Origin of the sequence: Aliiroseovarius sp. F47248L, from assembly GCF_023016085.1 — a bacterium.
In the GTDB taxonomy this organism is placed as follows: domain Bacteria; phylum Pseudomonadota; class Alphaproteobacteria; order Rhodobacterales; family Rhodobacteraceae; genus Aliiroseovarius.
On the sequence record NZ_JALKBF010000003.1, the window covers coordinates 39,822 to 57,732 of the forward strand.

The following is a 17,911-nucleotide window of genomic DNA, read 5'->3' on the forward strand; positions in this document are numbered from 1 at the left end:
CTCAATATGCAGGTCGTTGAAACGGATCGTGTCATCATCGTTGGGGCCGGTCTGGGCGCGCTTTACGCAGCGCTGAAGCTTGCCCCACACCCGGTCGTCATGATCTCGCCCGAAGTATTGGGCGAAGGGGCCAGTTCAGCTTGGGCGCAAGGTGGCGTCGCTGCCGCGATGGATTCGGCCGACAGCCCCGAAAGCCACGCCGCCGACACAGTGAAGGCCGGGGCAGGGACGGTGAACCCGACGGTTGCCGATCTGGTGACGCGGGAAGCCCGTGACTACATTCTTGACCTGACAACTATGGGCACGCCGTTCGACCGGACCGAGGATGGCGACTATGTCTTGTCACGCGAAGCAGCACATAGTTTCGCGCGGGTGGTGCGGGTGAAGGGCGATCAAGCCGGCGCGCAAATCATGGCGGCACTGATTGCGCAGGTGCGTGAAACCCCGTCCATTCAGGTGCTGGAAGGCACCATGGCCAGTGATCTTGAGCTGTCGCATGGGCGCGTCACCGGTGTAGTCATTCAGGAAGCGGATGATGGACGCTCCGGCCCGGTGCTCTTGCGCGGGGCAGCAGTGTTGCTGGCGGGCGGCGGGTCCGGCGGGCTTTACGCCCTAACCACCAACCCGCCGCGTATTCGCGGGCAGGTGATTGGTATGGCGGCGCGGGCCGGCGCATTGATTGCCGATGCCGAGTTTGTGCAGTTCCACCCCACAGCGATGGATGTGGGCGAAGACCCGGCGCCACTGGCGACCGAGGCGTTGCGCGGAGAGGGGGCGATCCTGATCAACAAGCACGGCGAACGGTTCATGCAAGCCATACACCCGGATGCCGAACTCGCGCCGCGCGATATTGTTGCCCGCGCGATCTATGCTGAGGTCAAGGCAGGCAACCGCCCGATGCTGGACACCCGCGAAGTGTTGGGCGAGGCGATCAAGGCGCGGTTTCCCGCCGTCGCTGAATACTGTGCCCGCAACGGAATTGACCCGGCGGTTGACCCGATCCCTGTTGCCCCGGCGGCGCATTACCACATGGGCGGCATTGCGACCGACACGCAGGGATGTGCCACACTCAAGGGTCTTTGGGTCTGCGGTGAAGCCTCGTCAACGGGGCTGCATGGGGCGAACCGATTGGCGTCCAACGGGTTGTTAGAAGCGCTTGTCTTTGCCCGCATTTGTGCCCAAGGAATCGCGCAGTCCCTGACCGGCGTTGCCGACGCTGTGACTCTGAACATTACGTTTTCCAACGACGGCACTCCGCCTGCGCCCGAGGCCGTACAAGCCCTGCGTCAGACCATGACCCAGAATGTGGGCGTTGTGCGGGATCATGATGGACTGACCCATGCGCTTGTGACCATCGCCGCGCTGGAAGACGCCCATGGCGACAGTCCGTCCTTTCTGAACATGTGCGCCACCGCAACGCTGATCGCGGCGGGGGCTTTGGTTCGCCAAGAAAGTCGCGGGGCGCATGAACGTTCCGATTTCCCAGACCCTGCCGACGGGCCGGGCCAGCGGTCTGAGATGTATCTGACCGATGCGCTCGCCGTTCGGGCGCAGGCTTGTAAGGAGCTGTCATGAGCTTTTCCACTCTTCCCGATCTTGTTCTTGAGCCGATGATCCGCACCGCGTTGATGGAGGATCTGGGCAGCTATGGTGATGTCACCACACGCGCCGTCATTCCGGCGGACACCACGTATGACGCCCGGCTGAATGCGCGCGAAGATGCGGTCGTGTCGGGGATGCAGGTGGCCAAGATAGCCTTTCGACTGGTGGATCCCACACTTGAGGTCATCACCCACATTGCGGACGGGCAGCCCTGCAAGAAGGGTGACACGTTGCTGACAATCAAGGGATCAGCGGCATCGATCCTGTCAAGCGAACGGGTGGCGCTGAACTTCGCGGGACGCCTGACCGGGATCGCCACCAAGACCGCTGGGTTCGTGGCCGAAACACACGGCTCCCATGCCCGCGTCACCTGCACCCGCAAGACCACACCGGGGCTGCGGCTGGTGGAAAAACTGGCAGTGCTGCATGGCGGCGGGTTTAATCATCGCTATTCCCTATCGGATGCGATCCTGATCAAGGACAACCATATCGCGGCGGCAGGCGGTGTGCGACAGGTGCTTGAGGCCTCCAAGGCCCATGCCAGCCACATGATGGCGGTCGAGATCGAGGTCGACCGGCTAGACCAACTGGCCGAAGTGCTTGAGGTCGGCGGCGCATCGGTCGTGCTGCTGGACAATATGGACAACGACACGCTGCGGCAGGCCGTGGCGATGGTCGATGGCGCGATGAAGACCGAAGCCAGTGGAAATGTAACGCTTGAGCGTATTGCCTCGATCGCGGCGACGGGGGTCGACTATATTTCATCCGGCGCGTTGACCCATTCGGCGCGCACAGTCGATCTTGGGCTGGATTTCTGACGCTCTGCTTTCTCGAGACCCGTGATCTGCGACTAGGCTTCTGAAGAAGTTACGCGAGTTCGTGCTCGTGGCAGATTTGCGCGGTTTCGGCAGGCTCAAGAGGTTGTTCAAGCAGGGTGCAATAGCCACCATTTTGGCGCGTTTGGAAATGACGACAGGTCCGGCAAATTCCAAACGGCTTAAAACTGTTCTGGCGCACCGCGACACGCAGCAAAGATTGCAACCCCTGATCCAGCTGCGCCCGTTCAGTCGGGTCGATGTCCGGCAGGGCGCGTTCCAGCAGGCTTTGACCGTCAAGGCATCGACTGCCCGCTTCCGTCAGATTGTATGAGATCGACCGCTTGTCGGTTTGGGATCGATGCTCGGACACATACCCCTTTCGCGCCAGCGCTTTGAAGGTTTGCGTCGTCGTGCCGCGCGTGGTGCCCAGATAGGCCGCGGCATGCGACGGTGAGCGTGAAAACCGATTGGCCTGCGCCAGGTAATCAAGCGCCGCACGTTGCGCGGGGTTCAGATCCGCCTCCCAACTTTCGCTGGCTTCGATGCGTGCAAGGCGCGTGATCAGATCTTTGATTTTGTCAGGGTGTCTCATGAAGTTTTTATAGCGACTCGAAATTATAATTGCAATTGTTTCGACTCGCTACTAATGTGAGTGGCACGCAATTCATCAAGGAGACCTAAAATGCGATTGTTCCCACTTACATTTGCCACTGTCGGGCTAAGTGCCATTGCGGCTCATGCCGACAGCAATCATGCTGTTCAGCAACAAGGTGCGGTGATCTCACCGCCTGCTGAAACCATCACTGCGTCGTTTGATATTCTGGCCGCGCATGCCCATCGAAACGCCAATCAGGTCACGTTCCACATGACAACAAATGGTGTCGCAGGGGCCGAACAGCCGGACCCGAATGGCGCACTTGGCGGGGCGCCTGTCTGGTCCTATGTCTGGCCCACGTCGCTGGACCCCTCGGCTGTTGGGTTCGAGGAAGAGACTGGCATTCTGGCGCTGGCTGCCACCAGCCACCCGGATTTTGACGACACACCCCTTTTGGATGAAAACCGGGACGGCGATCCAGCCAATGACGGGTTGATCTGGCACAGCCATTGGGTCGTGCTGACCCCAACCCCGGACTGCGGTGATGGCGCGTTGGCCGTGCGTGATATTCCCGAAGGCACGACCCCGAAGCTGCCTGCCACATGGCCCGGGCTTCCGATCTTTCTGGACAGCCCCGGTTTCACACCCCTGTTTGATGGGCCAGAGATCAGCGTGAATGTCGGGTTTGCCAGCGATGTCGATCTGGCAGAAATGTCATATGATGGGGTGACGGCGGCGCTGCGTGTCAACGCCAACATTCATGCGCCGCTTCTTTGTGTGACGGATGTGTTCGACGTGGCCTCGGGCGATCTATCATTGCCGGGTGCTTTGAATTGAGCCAGCCCCGCCACGCGCTGCCCTTGTGCGCGGGTGGCGGGATCAACGACGTCTGACGAGTGAGGGTTGCATGAACGCACCCAGAAGCACGCTGTCTTGTCCAAGCTGTGCGATACGAAGGTCAGTGCGAAACAACGCGGGTTCTTTCATAAGATGTCGCCCGACCCGGTCCGCAAACCCGTCGGCAAGTCCGATACTACCACCCAGAACTACGCGATCCGTGCCAAGGGTTGCGGTTAGATTTCCAAGAAGTTCAGCAATTGCCAGGGCGGCCGTGTCTATGATTTCGTCTGCCCATTCTACCCCGGCAGCGGCATGTTCAAACACCTGTTTGGCGGTGGTGATGTCGTGCCCCTGTGCGGCAGCAATGGCCGCTATTGCCCGCCCGCCCGCGACGCTTTCGACGGTGCCCGTTCGTCCGCTTCCACATTGCCGTTGGGATTGGCGCGAGGTTGTAAAACCGACATGTCCAGCCATACCGTTTGGTGATGCCAAGGGCTTGCCATCAATGATTAATCCACCACCCACACCCGTTGAAACCGTAAGATATGCCATGGCGGAACTGCCCTGACCGGCACCTATCTTGTATTCAGCAATCGCAGCTGCAAGCGCGTCATTCACGATGGGAACAGGGCGGTCAAATGCGTGGCTGGCAAGCCTTATCAGATTGGCATCTTTCACATCGGTCAAAGTGCCCGCGTTCACCGCGTGCCACAGACCTTGCGCATCAATGCGACCGGTGACCGCCATGCCGATCCTGTCTGCCTTGGCCAACCCCAGCTTCTGCGCCATTTCAAGCATGCGCGTTACATGCAGGGCAGGCGGGTCGTTGGGACTGGTCGGATGGACAACGCGTTTCATCACCCGTCCGTCTTGAATGCGCGCCGCTGCAATCTTGGTGCCACCCAAATCAAGGGCAATACCAGTGATGTCGTTGCGTATTGTCATTTCGCAGCACGTTTCACAGCGTCCGAGAACCACTGCGAGATATGTTCGATTCGGGTGATTGCGCTGCCGACTGTGACACAATTCGCCCCAGCTTCGATGGCTCGGCGTGCAAGATCAGGGGCGTTGTAGCGCCCCTCCGCCATGACAAACCCGCCAAGCTTTGTGAACGCAGTGACAAGGGCAAAGTCCGGATCGGTTGCCTCTGTTTCTGTTTCGGCGGTGTAGCCCGACAATGTCGTGCCGATGATCGCCGTACCGATGTCCTGTGCCGCCTTGGCGTCCCGCAGGGTGGCGCAGTCGCCCATTGCCAGCGCCCCGGCTTCGAAAATGGCACGCACGATGTCGGACCTTGTGTCGCGAGAGGGCCGATCGGTCGCATCGTAAGCTACGATGTCTGCCCCAGCCTCGATCAATTCAAGTGCGTCCGACACAAAGGGGGTTATGCGAACCGGCGTATCGGGCAAATCGCGTTTTACAATGCCGATCAACGGCACCGAGACCGCCGCCCGCACCGCTCTCATATTGTTGACCCCTTCAATGCGTAGCCCATCCGCCCCGCCATCAACCGCCGCCCGTGCCATCGCGACGATGATATCGGTCTGGTCCATCGGACCACCGGTCAACGGCTGGCACGAGACGACAAGGCCGCCTTTCAAGCTGTTCAGAATTGTCATGAGTCACTGCATCAAATTAGGAAGGCCAGTGGCCAGGATCGGAAAGACACAAACAAGCGCCAGCACGATAAGAGGTGGGATCAGCCACGGAAGGATGGCGCGGGCCAGCTTGTGATACTCAATTTCGCCAACCTGTGCGACGACGAACAAGGCCATGCCCATTGGGGGCGTCAGAGTCGAAATCATCAAGTTCAGAACCACGATGATGCCGAAATGGACAGGGTCAATACCGAACCCCAATGCCAGCGGGATTAGCACCGGAACAACAATCAACAGAATGGCGAGGGATTCGATGAAGGCACCCAGCACAAAGATCATAAGGTTAACAGCAATCAGGAAGCTGATCGGATCGTCAACGAAAGACAGGAAGAAACTGGCGATCTGTTGCGGAGCTTGTTCGCGCGCCAAAACGAAACCCAGCACTGACACGCCCGCAATGATCGTTCCGATGGTGGCCGAGGTCACGGCGGTTTCATAGACGGCGTCGAAGAAACGACGAAACGTCAGCTCGCGGTAAAACACAAGGTCGATGATGATGGCATACAGCACAGTGACAGCGGCAGCTTCGGTTGGGGAAAACAGCCCGCTGAAAATTCCACCCACAATGACCATGGGGGTCAGAAGAGCAGGGAAGGATTTGACGAACAGTCGTCCAACTTCGCCGCCCGTCTGCACCGGGTCTTTGGGATAGTTGCGGCGCTTGGCCAGTACGTAAACCATTGCCATCAAAGCTCCGGCACACAGGAAACCGGGCACGACTCCACCCAAAAATAGCTTGCCGATGGACGTGTTCGAAATCACGCCATACAGAACCATGGTAATCGACGGCGGCACGAGCGGCCCGATCATCGACGATGCGGCCGTGACCGAGCCTGAAAACTCGTCATCATAGCCCGCGTCGCGCATCGCCTTGATTTCCATTTTGCCAAGCCCACCAGCATCTGCAACCGCTGACCCGGACATGCCGGAAAAGAACAACGATGCCAGCACATTCACATGGCCAAGCCCACCGGTGAAGCGACCGACAAGCGCGCGCGCAAATCCGAACAGGTGATTGGTGATGCCTGCGGAATTCAGGATGGCGGCGGCCAGCAAAAACAGCGGCACGGCCAGCATGGGAAAGCTGTTCAATCCGTCCACCATACGCTGAACCGCAAACGAGGCCCCCATACCAGTGTGATAAAAATAGCCCATGGACACCAGGATCATCGCGATCCCAATCGGCACACCGCCGAATACCATGAACAACCAAACGGAACAGACAATAAGCAGGGTCACAGAACGTCCCCTCCGTTATGGACATAGGTGTTTTTATTGACCACCTGCCAGCGGATGCGATTTGTGACACGCCAGATCACAAACAACGCCGCAATGGGATAAGACGCATACAGCACTGCATCGGAAAACGGCAACGTCACTGCTTCGTTGCTCCAAGTGCGCATGACCGTTTTGTAACCGATCCACAGCAGATGGCAGGTGACGGCCAGATAGATGATGTCGATCAGGGTAAACAGCGCAAAGCGTGCCTTGCCCAACAGGCTTTCCACCAGAATGCCCATGCGAAGCTGGACGTTTTGGCGTTCAGCTTCACCGGTGGCAATGAAAGCCATCCAGACCCAGATCCAGCGGGCCAATTCCTCGGTCCAGATGGGGGCAGAAAACAGGCTGGTGCGGCCGACGACCTGCAAAAGCACAATGAAGATCAATCCAAGGAACAGCACTGTCGCGGCGTAACCCTCGATGCTGTATTTTCGATGCTTTTGCATTTACCCGCCTTGCTATTAGGTGTCAGTGCGCGCGGGCGGACCCGCACGCAACAACGGCTTACTTCTTGAACAGGGCGCTGATGCTGCCTTCACCAAACTCGGCTTCAAGTTCGTCATAGTATGGCTGCATCGCATCGCGGAACGGGCCTGTGTCGGGACGTGTGATGGTCAGGCCCTTGGCTTCAAATTCAGCGATCAGGCTTTCTTCCTTGTCCATTACGATCTTGTTGGCAACTTCGCCGCCTTTGATGATCGCTTCTTGCAGCCACCCTTTTTCCTGATCCGACAGGCTGTCCCAAGTGCCGGTGCCAACCTGAATGGCCGACGAAGCAATGAAGTGACCTGTCAGAGCGATGTGGTCTTGCACCTCGTAGAATTTCATCGCTTCAATCGTGGGCAGCGGGTTTTCTTCGGCGTCCACCTGATTGGTTTGCAGGGCCAAATAGACCTCGGCAAAGGCGACAGGTGCGGGCGACGCGCCAGTGTTTTCGGCATATGCGATCAGGAAGGGCACGTTCGGCGTGCGCAGACGCAAACCTTTCATATCCTCAAGCGAATTGATCGGGCGGTTTGAAGTCGTGTGACGTGTCCCCAGATACCAGACATCCAGAACCTTCACGCCTTGGGCGGTAAAGGCTGCGTCCATTTTCTGGCCGAATTCACCCGCGATCAGATCCTTCAGATGCCCGAAATCGGAAACCACGTAAGGCGCGCCGATCAGCTTCAGCTCGGGGATGATATAGCTCATATCCGGATATCCGGTCATGACCAGATCAAGCTCTCCGGCCTGAGTCTGTGCGACCATGGCCTTGAAGTCGCCCAAAGTTGAGGACGGGAACAACTTCAAAGACATTTCACCGCCCGAAACTTCCTTGAGCGTGTCATTCATCGCCAACATGCCCTGATACATGGCCGAGGCTTCGTTTTCTTGCGTTCCGAAGGTTAGAACCTTTTCGGCGCTGGCCACTCCGGCCAGCATCAAGCTCGCAACTACGCCTCCAACAATCTTGTTCAGCATCATAATTTCTCCTCGCTGCTGTCGTTCTTTCGTGGATGAAAGGAGCGCTGCCGTCCAAAGGACTAAGCGCCGCCCCACTATTTTGTAGCAACCCCTGACAATCGCGACCGATAGGACCGCATCAGGTGTTGATCAGTCAGTTCCGCGGCCGACATGGCGTCGCCCGCGACAATGGCGTCAAAGATCGCCTTGTGTTCGTCAAAGGATGTTTGATCCGACCCGCCATATTTCGCCCGTGCAGGGCGATTGGCCAACATTGTGCTGACGAACATGTCGTGAAGACGCAGGATGATAGGATTTCCAACCACCGCGACCACCGCGCGATGAAACGCAATGTCGCTTTCGGCGAATTGATCCGTATCGATGTCTTGTTGATTGCGTTCAAGCGCTGATCGGATTTGGTGCAGCTGAATAGATGTGGCTTTGCCTGCCGCAATTCGCGCAGCAGCCGCTTCGATAAACTGACGCATCTGTTCCAGATGCGCGCCGCTTTCCGCATCCCCCAAAAGGCTCGAGATGTGGCCCGCTGCCGAGGTCAGAATGCCATCCAGCGTTGGTTTCGCGGCGCGTGGTCTGTGACCTGTTTCAAGACTGACATAGCCGCGTCCTTGCAACAGAAGCATGGCTTCGCGCACCGTAGGGCGCGAGGTGGCAAACTCTTCGCACAAGGCGCGTTCAGTTGGCAGCGGATCACCAACGGTGATCTGCCCCGAATGGATGCGTGCCTCAAGTGAGGATGCGATTTCCTTTGCTGCGCCCTTTGTCTTGGCAAGCACCCGATCTGTTGCTTCTTGAATCACGTGGGTTCCTCCGATCCAGTGATAGGGTTTTGGTAAAGCCAAACTAAAAAGCTGTCAAACCATACTTTACCAGAACCCCCTTTTGCATTATTCAGATTTTTAGCTCTTACTGAAGAAATCGGTCCCTCAAAGGGTGTAACAGCCCAAAACTCTTAGGAAATTCACATGAACACCAAATTGAATGGTATGTATTCCGCACTTCTGACCGGATTTTCGGATCAAGAGGAATTGGACGAGGCGCGCCAACGGAACATCGTTGAATACAACCTTAGACAAGGGCTTGCTGGGCTCTATGTGGGCGGCAGCACGGGCGAATCCGGCTTGATGTCGACCGATGAGCTTTCTGAACAGCAAGGAATTGTGGCCGACGCAACGAAGGGTTCAGGCGCAAAGCTGATTGCACATGTGGGCCAGCCATCGCTGCGTGATTCCATTCGTCTTGCCAAGAACGCCGAACGTTTGGGGTATGACGCCTTGTCGGCCCTGCCGCCGCATTCTTACAAGTTCACGAGTGATGAGATTTTCGAGTATTACAAGGCGCTTGCAGCGGCGACCGATCTGCCGCTGATCGTCTATGAAGTGCCGGGGCGTATTGGTCGTGAATCCACGGTCGAGGAGTTGTCGAAGATCCTTCAACTTTCCGGTGTCGCAGGGATCAAGTTTTCCAGCATGAACCTGTTTATCTTGTCTCAGCTTCGTAAATACCATCAAGACAAGGTGATCTATTTTGGGTCGGACGAGACATTCATGACCGGTGCGCTGTCGGGCGCAGATGGGGGTATCGGGTCCACCTATAACGTCTTTGGCAAGCTATACGTGGCGTTGGATGACGCGGTCGCGTCCGGGGATATCGCCCTGACCCGCCGCTTGCAGCGTATCTCTCAGGACTATGTGGAAATTCTGTTCCGCACAGGTGTCATGCCGGGTGTGAAATTGTCATTGCAACATCTGGGCGTGGATTGCGGCCCGTGTCGCGCTCCGTTCCGTGTGCTGTCGGACACTGCAAAAGCAGACCTTCAAGTCTTTCTGGATGACCCGGAAATCAGATCATGGCTTGCAGCCTGATCAAGGTATTTCTGCGGGAAACTTGTATATTGGCAATCTTTGCCATACATTCTGAACAGGAGGCCCGCCATGTCCACAATGAACATTTCCCTGCCCGAACAGATGAAAAGTTGGGTCGAGTCGCAGTCCCGATCCGGCCGGTTTGCCAATTCCAGCGACTATGTTCGCGATTTGATCCGGCGCGATCAGGAACGTGCCGCCGCAATTGCCGAGGTTCAAGCCGCGGTTGATGCCGCCCTTGCTTCCGGCCCCGCAACCTCTTTTGATGCCGACGCATTCAAAGCCCGGATGCGTCAAGATGCCGGCTAGGGCGACCTATCGACTAACCCCTGCAGCAGAAAGCGATCTTACAGATATTTGGCGATATGGCGCCCAGACATGGTCTGCCGATCAGGCGGATCGCTATCTTGATATATTGATTACAGGGTTCGAACTGATCACCGACCAGCCGGAAATTTCACGCCTGCGGGCCGAGTTTTCGCCGCCCCTGCGTATCTTTCCAACCGGCTCTCACCTGGTTGTTTACACGGCAGACAATCAGGGCGTGACAGTCCTGCGCGTGCTTCATAACCGACGGGATCTTCTGGCGGCATTGGACAGCTAACCGCCCGCCTGTCTGGTCGCGCGGAATTTCACCAAGCCCAATGAAGGCTTTGTAATCTCAACCGTATTGCCCCATGATCGACCGGCGCGCACCTTCGCCCGCCTTTGCTTTCTGTTGACGCGGATTTGGGATATTCATGGCTGACCTGCACGAACTGGAAGACTGGATTGTCAGGACTGGCCTGGGCGACCGCGCGGCCTTTGATGCGCTTTATGATGCGACATCAGCGAAACTTTTTGGCGTTTGTTTGCGTGTCTTAAATAATCGGGCTGAGGCGGAAGAAGTGTTGCAGGATGCCTTTGTGCGCATCTGGCAGAACGCAAAACGCTTCAAGGCCAATGGATACAGCCCGATGACATGGTTGATTACGGTGACACGCAATCAGGCGATCGACAGGCTGCGCACCCGCAAGGCCCCGACCGAAGATATCGCCGCGCGACAGGACATCGCCGATGCGGGTCCAACGCCCGAAGATGCTGCACTGGCGTCATCAGAGCGGGACCGGATCAACACATGTCTGGACGAATTGGATGATCCCAAGGCGGGCGCAGTGCGCGGTGCCTACCTACTGGGCGAAACCTATGACGAGCTGGCCAGCCGATACGCGGTGCCGGTAAATACGATGCGAACCTGGCTGCGGCGCAGCTTGATGAAACTGAAAGAGTGTTTAACGCGATGAGCACGGCAGACATATATGACCGGGACGATGACGTCCTTGCGGCAGAATATGCCCTGCATCTGTTGTCGGCTGAAGATCGCAGCAAGTTCGAAGCCCGAATGCAGGATGATGCCCGGCTGAGGGAGCTTGTGCGCGACTGGGATCACCAGTTTCACGCCTTGTCGGAGGAGTTTGACAGCGTCGCACCACCCGCCCATGTGAAGGCAGCGATCCATGCGCGGGTCTTCGGGACCACGCAGAAGACATCACCCCTGAGCGGCGCGTTCGGCTGGCTTCTGGGCGGTGGCGTGGCGGCTGGACTGGCAATGGCCCTTGTCGCGGTTCTGCCCTTGATCACCGATCCTAAGACACCCGTCCCGACCCACACCGTTGAGATCAGTGCGCAGGATCAATCGCTGATCGTGGCTGCTGTATTCTCGGCGGACACCGGCGAATTTACGGTGCGTCGGGTGGCAGGTGGTCCCGCCAGCGGGCGCGATCTTGAGATGTGGCTGATCCCCGACGGGGCTGACGCGCCGATCTCGCTAGGTATCATGCCAGCCGAAGACGGCACCCGGATAACCCTTCCCGAAGAATTGCGCGTGCGTCTGACGGCAGCCACCTTTGCGATAAGTGATGAGCCAAAGGGCGGCTCACCCACTGGTCAACCCTCAGGCGCGGTGCTGGCTGCGGGTCCGATTCAAGTTTTGTAAAATAATCTCACTTCCAATGTGTTGATTATCATAGGTTTTCCAATTTTTTGAAAATTTCTTTGTAATCCCTGAAACTCTTTCCGACGGTCTTTCGTGGTTCCTAATGTCTCCGGGTAAGAAGCCCGGCTCAACAGGAAAGGAACCCTAAAATGACCAAATTGAATGTTCTGAACACCGCTGCAGCCTTTGCACTTGTGGCAACCACCGCTTTCGCTGACGGCCATTCGCATGAAAATCCAATGGTGGGCGGCGCGGCAATGTTTGCCGATAAGAACATCGTCGAGAATGCCTTGAACTCTGCCGACCACACGACGCTGGTTGCGGCGGTCAAAGCCGCTGGTCTTGTCGAAACCCTGCAAGGCGACGGTCCGTTCACCGTGTTCGCCCCGGTCAATGCTGCCTTTGATGCTCTGCCTGAAGGCACAGTTGAAACGCTGCTGAAGCCCGAAAACAAAGAGATGCTGACCAAGGTTCTGACCTGTCACGTGGTTGCCGCCGATGCAATGTCGGAAGCCATTCGCGGCATGATTGATGATGATGGCGGCAAACACCCTGTGCCCACCGTGGGCGGCTGCACGTTGCAAGCCACCTATGACGGGGACAACATCTGGATCGAGGACGAGCAGGGCAACATGGCGACCGTAACCATTGCCGATGTGAAGCAGTCGAACGGTGTGATCCATGTGATCGACAAGGTGCTTCTGCCCGCCATGTAAGCATCTGGTAGAGCCGGCGCCCTTTCCCAGTTGGGTGCTGGACCCGCTCGGCGAATGTGGCAACGCCAACCATAGTATGATTGTAAAGGTTGACCAGTCCCACGGCGTTCTCCACACGGCCTGTCCATTTGTTTGGGCAGGCCACTTTCATGTCTATCAGCTAACAATCTGCTTGGTTGGCGTTGACGCGTCGGTTTGGTTCTGGGACCGTTGGTTCTACTGTCGTAGGGCTGGAACATGACCGAACCACATCTTCACGAGCTTACCCATGATCGCGATCTAGGGATCACACTGCCGGACGGCACCCGTTTGTCGGCGCGTGTCTGGATGCCGGTGGATGCGTTGGTCCATCCCGTCCCGGCCATTCTTGAATATCTGCCCTATCGCAAAACCGACGGCACAGCCGAACGGGATGCTGGGATGCACCCTTGGATCGCGCAGCGAGGCTATGCCTGCCTGCGGGTGGATCGGCGCGGATGCGGCGAAAGCGAAGGGTTGTTTGACGACGAATATTCGGAACAGGAGTTGCAGGACGGCGAAGACGTGATTGCTTGGATCGCACGCCAACCCTGGTGCACGGGGGCGGTTGGGATGCAAGGCATCTCTTGGGGCGGGTTCAACAGCTTACAGATCGCCGCGCGAGCGCCCGAGGCGCTAAAGGCTGTGATCACTATAGGGTCAACCGTCGACCGCTACGCGGACGATGTCCACTACAAAGGTGGTATTCAGCACTCTGACAATATCAGTTGGGCGGCGACGGTGTTGTCGTGGTTTTCGACGCCGCCCGACCCGGATCAGGTGGGCGACAGGTGGCGGGCGATGTGGCTTGAACGGTTGGAAAACACACCACCCTTGCCGCGCATCTGGACCGCGCATCTGGATCGCGATGCCTATTGGAAACACGGATCTGTGTGCGAGGATTACAGCACGATCAAAGCGGCGGTTCTGGCCTTTGGCGGGCTGCATGATGGCTATCGCAATACCATGCGGCATCTGGTGGAAAACCTTGATGCGCCGGTAAAAGGCGTGGCCGGACCGTGGGGGCACAAATACCCGCATATCTCACAAATCGGGCCTTCAATAGGGTATTTGCAAGAGGCGCTGCGCTGGTGGGATCGCTGGTTGAAAGGGGTCGACAACGGCGCTGCGCATGACCCGGCATGGCGTGCCTATGTCATGAACAGCGCGAAGCCAAATCCGATCGCAAGCCATCGTGACGGGCGTTGGGTTTGCGACCAAACTCTGCCCTCGGCCCATGTGCAGGTTCAGGATTTGACACTGGGAAAGGACTTGTCAGGCGATTTGCCTGTAACCGTAGCGCCAGACCTTCGTCACGGTGAACAATGCGGCGAGTTTTTCACCTTTGGCTTCGGGTCAGGCGAACTGCCAGATGATCAGCAGCCAGACGATGCCCGCAGCGCCTGTTTTGACAGTCAGGCGCTGGATCACGGGACCGACATCGTGGGACGCCCCACGGTGCGACTGCGCCTGTCCGCCGACCGCGCCCGCGCGCAACTTGTGGTGCGGCTGTGTGATCTCAGGCCCGATGGCACCTCGATGCTGATCACTTTGGGACTGTTGGATCTGCGCAACCGTGAAGGGTTTGAGGCAAAACGCGACCTGATCCCTGATCAATGGGTCGAGGTGACGCTGGACCTTGATGAAACCGCATATCATCTGCCGAAAGGTCATCGCTTGCAATTGGCGGTGGCGGGCAGTTACTGGCCTTACTCCTGGCCTGAACCCGATCCCGCGACCCTGACACTTGAAGGCGGTCATATCGGTTTGCCGTTGCGCGCCCCGTTGGACGGCGATGAATGGACATTTCCACCCCCGATCTCGGCCCCGCCTCGGCGCACACGACTTCTGCGCAAGGGGCAGGATGAGAAGACGCGGCAGGTTGATCCGAAGTCCGGACGGGTCATTCTGACGATTGCGTCCGATCATGGCCGTATTGAGGATCTGGAAACAGGCATCATCACCGAAAGCACCGTGAAAGAAATCTGGTCGATTGACCCCGCCAACCCGGCCGATGCCCGTGCTCAGATCAAATGGACACGCAGCTTCGGGCGCGGCGACTGGTTTGTGTCCACCCGTGCTGACACAGAAATGCACGGCGCGCGGGATCTGTTCAAGATCACGCAGAGGCTTGTGGCCAGCGAAGGTAATGAAACATTATTCGATCAAACATGGACGCATCAGATCAAGCGTTAGATGGCCTTAGCTCAAAAGATGGCCATCGGGCTGCACTTCAGGTGGAATATCTCTTCCCAGTGCGTCGCAAATGGTGCGTTCAATCACGCGGGTCATGGCGTCCAGCGGCAGGCCATTTGGCCGTGGTTCAAACGGGTGTTCCAGTTCGTTTGTAACCGCTTGCAGACCAAAGAAGACATAGGCCACGACGACGGCAAACACCGGTGCAAACCATTCAACCGAGCCAAGCAGTCCAAACGGCAACAGCGCGCAATAGAGATATGTCGTGCGGCGCACCAGAAGGGAATAGACGAAGGGCAGCGGCGTGGTCTGAATCCGCTCGCATCCCGTTTGCGAAATCGCCAACCGAGAAAGAGTATCAGCCAGCGATATCTGCGCGAAACCGTCCAACACGCCAGCACTTCGCAGCCTTGCAATCTGTTGTGCAATATCGCGAAGCGCCGCATCGGCGGGGTTGGCATGCGCCAATAACGCCTGCGCCTCTGTATCCCCGATCCATGCGGCAATATCATTCTGCACGTCACAGTGTCGCAAGCTGCCACGGTGGGCGTGGGTATAGGCCGCAAGCATATTTAACAAGGCGGGCCGGTCGCTGGGTGGAATGGCGAATAGTTCAAGTTGGCGGGCAATGGTGCGGGTATCAGCGATCAGGCCGCCCCAAAGCTGGCGCGCTTCCCACCAACGGTCATAGGCGGCATTGTTGCGAAAGCCCAGAAACAGTGACAAGGCGACGCCAAAGACGCTCATCGCGGCAAGTGATATACGGGGCAGGGGAATCAGCATTTCATCCACCAGCACGACCGTCAGGGTCAGCAGCAGGACTGCGACCATCTTACCGTAAACACGAGGCACAACTGAGCCTTGCATGATGAAAAACAGGCGCAGCGCTGAGGGAGGCGATCGAACAATCATAACGCGGTTCTATCGTCAGGTGAGATCAGACATAAAGAGGCAGTTTTGGGATCTGGGGAAAGACATGCAGATAATCCGGCGACGTGATCTTGTAGAGACACCGTGGAAAAACGGCGGCGGTATCACCCGCAATATTGCCGAGGAACGCGACGACCGTGGCGCACTTTGGCGGCTGAGCATGGCGGATGTGGATGGGGACGGGACGTTTTCCAGCTTTCCCGGCCTGACGCGTATTCTGACGGTGATCAAGGGCGACGGCATGGTGCTGCACGGGCCGGATGGCGATCTGCAGGCGGATTATGCCAACCCCGTGCGGTTCGATGGCGCAGCGCCGGTCACGGCCACGCTGACCCAAGGCCCAATCCGTGATTTCAACCTGATGTTCGACACCGCGCGGTGTGCGGGGGATGCTCAGATCGTGCGCAATGCTGGCCCGCATCAGGTCGGGCAGGCAGGGCAGACCGGCGTGCTGCACGTGATCGCTGGAACTGCGTCTGTGCACGGCGCAGATCTGGGCGTGGGCGACACGGCGATCAGCACCGCCGCGCCGCTGCGTTTCGATCTGGTGCAGGATGCGGTCGCGCTGACCATCACCCTGCGCCCGCAAGGTTAAAGCGACGCCAGAAGATCCGTCACGGCGCGGCGATAACTTGAAACGACAGCGTCGCGCGCGATGTGCCGCCCGCCGGTGACGTTGTGACGTCCGGCAGACCACAGATCGGTAATCACATTGTCCTTCGCTGCAAAGGCTAGACCGTCAAGGATCTGGTCCGGCGTCAGCGCGCAGAGCGTCGGGTCAGTGCTGTCGATGGCGACCAGATCGGCAAGGCGGCCTTGAGCAATCTCGCCCGCGTCACGGCCCAAAGCTTGCGCCCCACCGCAGGCCGCGCCCGTGTAAAGCGTTGCCCCGACCGAGCCTTCGCCGACCACCATTACGTTACGCGCCACGTCGCGCAGACGTTGGGAATACTCCAGCGTGCGCAGCTCTTCCGTCAGCGAGATATTGATGTTGCTGTCCGATCCGACGCCGAACGCGCCGCCTGCCTCAAGGAAGGTGGGGCCGTTGAAGGGGCCGTCGCCAAGGTTCGCCTCGGTGATCGGGCAGAGGCCGGCAACCGCACCTGATGCGGCCATCGCGCGGGTCTCGGTGTCGGTCATGTGGGTGGCATGGATCAGGCACCAGCCTTGATCGACGAGGGCGTTGGCCAACAGCCACTCGACCGGGCGTGCGCCCAGCCAAGTCTGGATGTCCTCGACCTCTTTCGGTTGTTCGGCGATGTGGATATGGATCGGCCCGCCCTGATGGTTCGCCAGCGCGCGGGTCAGGTCGTCGGGCGAGGTGGCGCGCAGGGAATGCGGGGCAATGCCGACGCGGGCGTCATCGGGCAAGCCCACAAGCGCGTCGCGCGCACCCTGCACCAGATCGGCGAATCGTTCGACATCATTGCCAAAGCGCATCTGCCCTTCGGCCAGCGGCACCTTGCCCGCCCCGCCATAGGTATAAAGCACCGGCAGATGGGTCAGCCCGATGCCGGTTTCCCCCGCCGCTGCCATCACCCGCAGCGACAGTTCGGCCAGCGCATCATAGGGCGCGCCGCCGCGCTGGTGGTGGACATAGTGAAACTCGCCCACGCTGGCATATCCGGCCTCTTGCATTTCGACGAAAACAAGCGCCGCGATGGCCTCGATCTGCTCGGGGGTCAGGCGGTCCATGAAGCGATACATCAGCTCGCGCCAGGTCCAGAAACTGTCGCGCCCGGCCTTGCGGACCTCGGTCATGCCAGCCATTGCGCGCTGGAATGTGTGCGAGTGCAGGTTGCCCAAAGCTGGCAGCAGGGTATCGACGCGCGCGTCGCCCGGCTGGGCCTCCGTGCTGGGCGTGATCTGATCAATGCGGCCACCTTCAAGGGTGATGCGAACATCCTGCGCCCAACCGGACGCGAGCAGGGCCTGACGGGCGTGGATCATGGT

Annotated in this window: 20 protein-coding genes; 11 read left to right on the plus strand and 9 right to left on the minus strand. The window is 58.5% G+C overall.

All coding sequences use genetic code 11. The features are described from left to right. The first annotated feature begins 6 nt into the window (after positions 1–6). Together MWU51_RS16335 and nadC are read left to right on the plus strand one after the other, a co-directional pair. On the plus strand, positions 7–1,575 hold the full coding sequence (locus tag MWU51_RS16335; RefSeq protein WP_247039436.1) for an L-aspartate oxidase: 1,569 nt from the start codon (positions 7–9) through the stop codon (positions 1,573–1,575). Further along, positions 1,572–2,420 (plus strand): carboxylating nicotinate-nucleotide diphosphorylase, encoded by an 849-nt coding sequence (gene nadC / locus MWU51_RS16340; protein ID WP_247039438.1) that lies wholly within the window; start codon positions 1,572–1,574, stop codon positions 2,418–2,420. The genes MWU51_RS16335 and nadC overlap by 4 nt, the downstream gene beginning before the upstream one ends. A gap of 49 nt (positions 2,421–2,469) precedes the next feature. Here nadC and MWU51_RS16345 read toward each other — a convergent pair whose 3' ends face one another. Further along, the gene (locus tag MWU51_RS16345; protein ID WP_247039440.1) at positions 2,470–3,012 is read right to left on the minus strand and encodes a MarR family transcriptional regulator; all 543 of its coding nucleotides are present in this window, start codon (positions 3,010–3,012) and stop codon (positions 2,470–2,472) included. A 90-nt stretch (positions 3,013–3,102) separates the two neighbouring features. On the opposite strand from MWU51_RS16345, the gene MWU51_RS16350 reads away from it, so the two are divergent. Then, positions 3,103–3,852: a hypothetical protein gene (locus MWU51_RS16350; RefSeq protein ID WP_247039450.1), complete on the plus strand. Its 750-nt coding sequence runs from the start codon at positions 3,103–3,105 to the stop codon at positions 3,850–3,852. Between the two features lie 42 nt (positions 3,853–3,894). Here MWU51_RS16350 and MWU51_RS16355 read toward each other — a convergent pair whose 3' ends face one another. The 6 genes from MWU51_RS16355 to MWU51_RS16380 form a co-directional block, all read right to left on the minus strand. Then, positions 3,895–4,800: an ROK family protein gene (locus tag MWU51_RS16355; RefSeq protein ID WP_247039452.1), complete on the minus strand. Its 906-nt coding sequence runs from the start codon at positions 4,798–4,800 to the stop codon at positions 3,895–3,897. Beyond that, a complete protein-coding gene (locus MWU51_RS16360) occupies positions 4,797–5,474 on the minus strand; it encodes a putative N-acetylmannosamine-6-phosphate 2-epimerase (protein WP_247039454.1) in 678 nt (225 codons plus the stop codon). Before MWU51_RS16360 ends, MWU51_RS16355 begins: the two co-directional genes overlap by 4 nt. 3 nt (positions 5,475–5,477) lie before the next feature. Further along, on the minus strand, positions 5,478–6,752 hold the full coding sequence (locus MWU51_RS16365) for a TRAP transporter large permease (protein WP_247039457.1): 1,275 nt from the start codon (positions 6,750–6,752) through the stop codon (positions 5,478–5,480). Continuing rightward, on the minus strand, positions 6,749–7,240 hold the full coding sequence (locus MWU51_RS16370) for a TRAP transporter small permease (RefSeq protein WP_247039459.1): 492 nt from the start codon (positions 7,238–7,240) through the stop codon (positions 6,749–6,751). The genes MWU51_RS16365 and MWU51_RS16370 overlap by 4 nt, the downstream gene beginning before the upstream one ends. Before the next feature lie 58 nt (positions 7,241–7,298). Next, positions 7,299–8,261 (minus strand): DctP family TRAP transporter solute-binding subunit, encoded by a 963-nt coding sequence (locus tag MWU51_RS16375; protein WP_247039461.1) that lies wholly within the window; start codon positions 8,259–8,261, stop codon positions 7,299–7,301. Between the two features lie 74 nt (positions 8,262–8,335). Continuing rightward, entirely contained in the window at positions 8,336–9,058 is a 723-nt protein-coding gene (locus MWU51_RS16380) for an FCD domain-containing protein (RefSeq protein WP_247039463.1), read from the minus strand. 165 nt (positions 9,059–9,223) lie between these two features. On the opposite strand from MWU51_RS16380, the gene MWU51_RS16385 reads away from it, so the two are divergent. From MWU51_RS16385 to MWU51_RS16415, 7 genes are all read left to right on the plus strand, one after another. Then, the gene (locus MWU51_RS16385) at positions 9,224–10,123 is read left to right on the plus strand and encodes an N-acetylneuraminate lyase (protein WP_247039465.1); all 900 of its coding nucleotides are present in this window, start codon (positions 9,224–9,226) and stop codon (positions 10,121–10,123) included. 69 nt (positions 10,124–10,192) lie between these two features. Further along, a complete protein-coding gene (locus tag MWU51_RS16390) occupies positions 10,193–10,432 on the plus strand; it encodes a type II toxin-antitoxin system ParD family antitoxin (protein ID WP_247039467.1) in 240 nt (79 codons plus the stop codon). Then, positions 10,422–10,727, plus strand: coding sequence for a type II toxin-antitoxin system RelE/ParE family toxin (locus MWU51_RS16395; RefSeq protein WP_247039469.1), 306 nt, complete (start codon positions 10,422–10,424; stop codon positions 10,725–10,727). Before MWU51_RS16390 ends, MWU51_RS16395 begins: the two co-directional genes overlap by 11 nt. A gap of 136 nt (positions 10,728–10,863) precedes the next feature. Next, on the plus strand, positions 10,864–11,406 hold the full coding sequence (locus MWU51_RS16400; protein ID WP_247039470.1) for a sigma-70 family RNA polymerase sigma factor: 543 nt from the start codon (positions 10,864–10,866) through the stop codon (positions 11,404–11,406). After that, positions 11,403–12,098, plus strand: coding sequence for an anti-sigma factor (locus MWU51_RS16405; protein ID WP_247039473.1), 696 nt, complete (start codon positions 11,403–11,405; stop codon positions 12,096–12,098). Before MWU51_RS16400 ends, MWU51_RS16405 begins: the two co-directional genes overlap by 4 nt. A gap of 149 nt (positions 12,099–12,247) precedes the next feature. After that, entirely contained in the window at positions 12,248–12,814 is a 567-nt protein-coding gene (locus tag MWU51_RS16410) for a fasciclin domain-containing protein (RefSeq protein WP_247039475.1), read from the plus strand. A gap of 237 nt (positions 12,815–13,051) precedes the next feature. Beyond that, entirely contained in the window at positions 13,052–15,028 is a 1,977-nt protein-coding gene (locus MWU51_RS16415; RefSeq protein WP_247039477.1) for a CocE/NonD family hydrolase, read from the plus strand. Positions 15,029–15,034: 6 nt separating this feature from the next. Here the strand turns inward: MWU51_RS16415 and MWU51_RS16420 are convergent, their stop codons facing one another. Then, a complete protein-coding gene (locus tag MWU51_RS16420; protein ID WP_247039479.1) occupies positions 15,035–15,940 on the minus strand; it encodes a bestrophin family ion channel in 906 nt (301 codons plus the stop codon). 64 nt (positions 15,941–16,004) lie between these two features. Here MWU51_RS16420 and MWU51_RS16425 point away from each other — a divergent pair, with 64 nt between their 5' ends. After that, positions 16,005–16,553 carry a HutD family protein gene (locus MWU51_RS16425; protein WP_247039484.1) on the plus strand — a complete coding sequence of 183 codons (549 nt, stop codon included), beginning with the start codon at positions 16,005–16,007 and terminating at the stop codon, positions 16,551–16,553. On the opposite strand, the gene MWU51_RS16430 is transcribed toward MWU51_RS16425, so the two are convergent. Continuing rightward, positions 16,550–17,908, minus strand: coding sequence for a formimidoylglutamate deiminase (locus MWU51_RS16430; protein ID WP_247039486.1), 1,359 nt, complete (start codon positions 17,906–17,908; stop codon positions 16,550–16,552). The two genes, MWU51_RS16425 and MWU51_RS16430, sit on opposite strands and share 4 nt — an antisense overlap. Positions 17,909–17,911: the final 3 nt, after the last annotated feature.

Bases quoted from the DNA above. Each gene is read 5' to 3' on its own strand.
- MWU51_RS16335 (WP_247039436.1), top strand. From the start codon at position 7: ATGCAGGTCGTTGAAACGGATCGTGTCATCATCGTTGGGGCCGGTCTG.
- nadC (WP_247039438.1), top strand. From the start codon at position 1,572: ATGAGCTTTTCCACTCTTCCCGATCTTGTTCTTGAGCCGATGATCCGC.
- MWU51_RS16345 (WP_247039440.1), bottom strand. From the start codon at position 3,012: ATGAGACACCCTGACAAAATCAAAGATCTGATCACGCGCCTTGCACGC.
- MWU51_RS16350 (WP_247039450.1), top strand. From the start codon at position 3,103: ATGCGATTGTTCCCACTTACATTTGCCACTGTCGGGCTAAGTGCCATT.
- MWU51_RS16355 (WP_247039452.1), bottom strand. From the start codon at position 4,800: ATGACAATACGCAACGACATCACTGGTATTGCCCTTGATTTGGGTGGC.
- MWU51_RS16360 (WP_247039454.1), bottom strand. From the start codon at position 5,474: ATGACAATTCTGAACAGCTTGAAAGGCGGCCTTGTCGTCTCGTGCCAG.
- MWU51_RS16370 (WP_247039459.1), bottom strand. From the start codon at position 7,240: ATGCAAAAGCATCGAAAATACAGCATCGAGGGTTACGCCGCGACAGTG.
- MWU51_RS16375 (WP_247039461.1), bottom strand. From the start codon at position 8,261: ATGATGCTGAACAAGATTGTTGGAGGCGTAGTTGCGAGCTTGATGCTG.
- MWU51_RS16385 (WP_247039465.1), top strand. From the start codon at position 9,224: ATGAACACCAAATTGAATGGTATGTATTCCGCACTTCTGACCGGATTT.
- MWU51_RS16390 (WP_247039467.1), top strand. From the start codon at position 10,193: ATGTCCACAATGAACATTTCCCTGCCCGAACAGATGAAAAGTTGGGTC.
- MWU51_RS16395 (WP_247039469.1), top strand. From the start codon at position 10,422: ATGCCGGCTAGGGCGACCTATCGACTAACCCCTGCAGCAGAAAGCGAT.
- MWU51_RS16400 (WP_247039470.1), top strand. From the start codon at position 10,864: ATGGCTGACCTGCACGAACTGGAAGACTGGATTGTCAGGACTGGCCTG.
- MWU51_RS16405 (WP_247039473.1), top strand. From the start codon at position 11,403: ATGAGCACGGCAGACATATATGACCGGGACGATGACGTCCTTGCGGCA.
- MWU51_RS16410 (WP_247039475.1), top strand. From the start codon at position 12,248: ATGACCAAATTGAATGTTCTGAACACCGCTGCAGCCTTTGCACTTGTG.
- MWU51_RS16415 (WP_247039477.1), top strand. From the start codon at position 13,052: ATGACCGAACCACATCTTCACGAGCTTACCCATGATCGCGATCTAGGG.
- MWU51_RS16420 (WP_247039479.1), bottom strand. From the start codon at position 15,940: ATGATTGTTCGATCGCCTCCCTCAGCGCTGCGCCTGTTTTTCATCATG.
- MWU51_RS16425 (WP_247039484.1), top strand. From the start codon at position 16,005: ATGCAGATAATCCGGCGACGTGATCTTGTAGAGACACCGTGGAAAAAC.
- MWU51_RS16430 (WP_247039486.1), bottom strand. From the start codon at position 17,908: ATGATCCACGCCCGTCAGGCCCTGCTCGCGTCCGGTTGGGCGCAGGAT.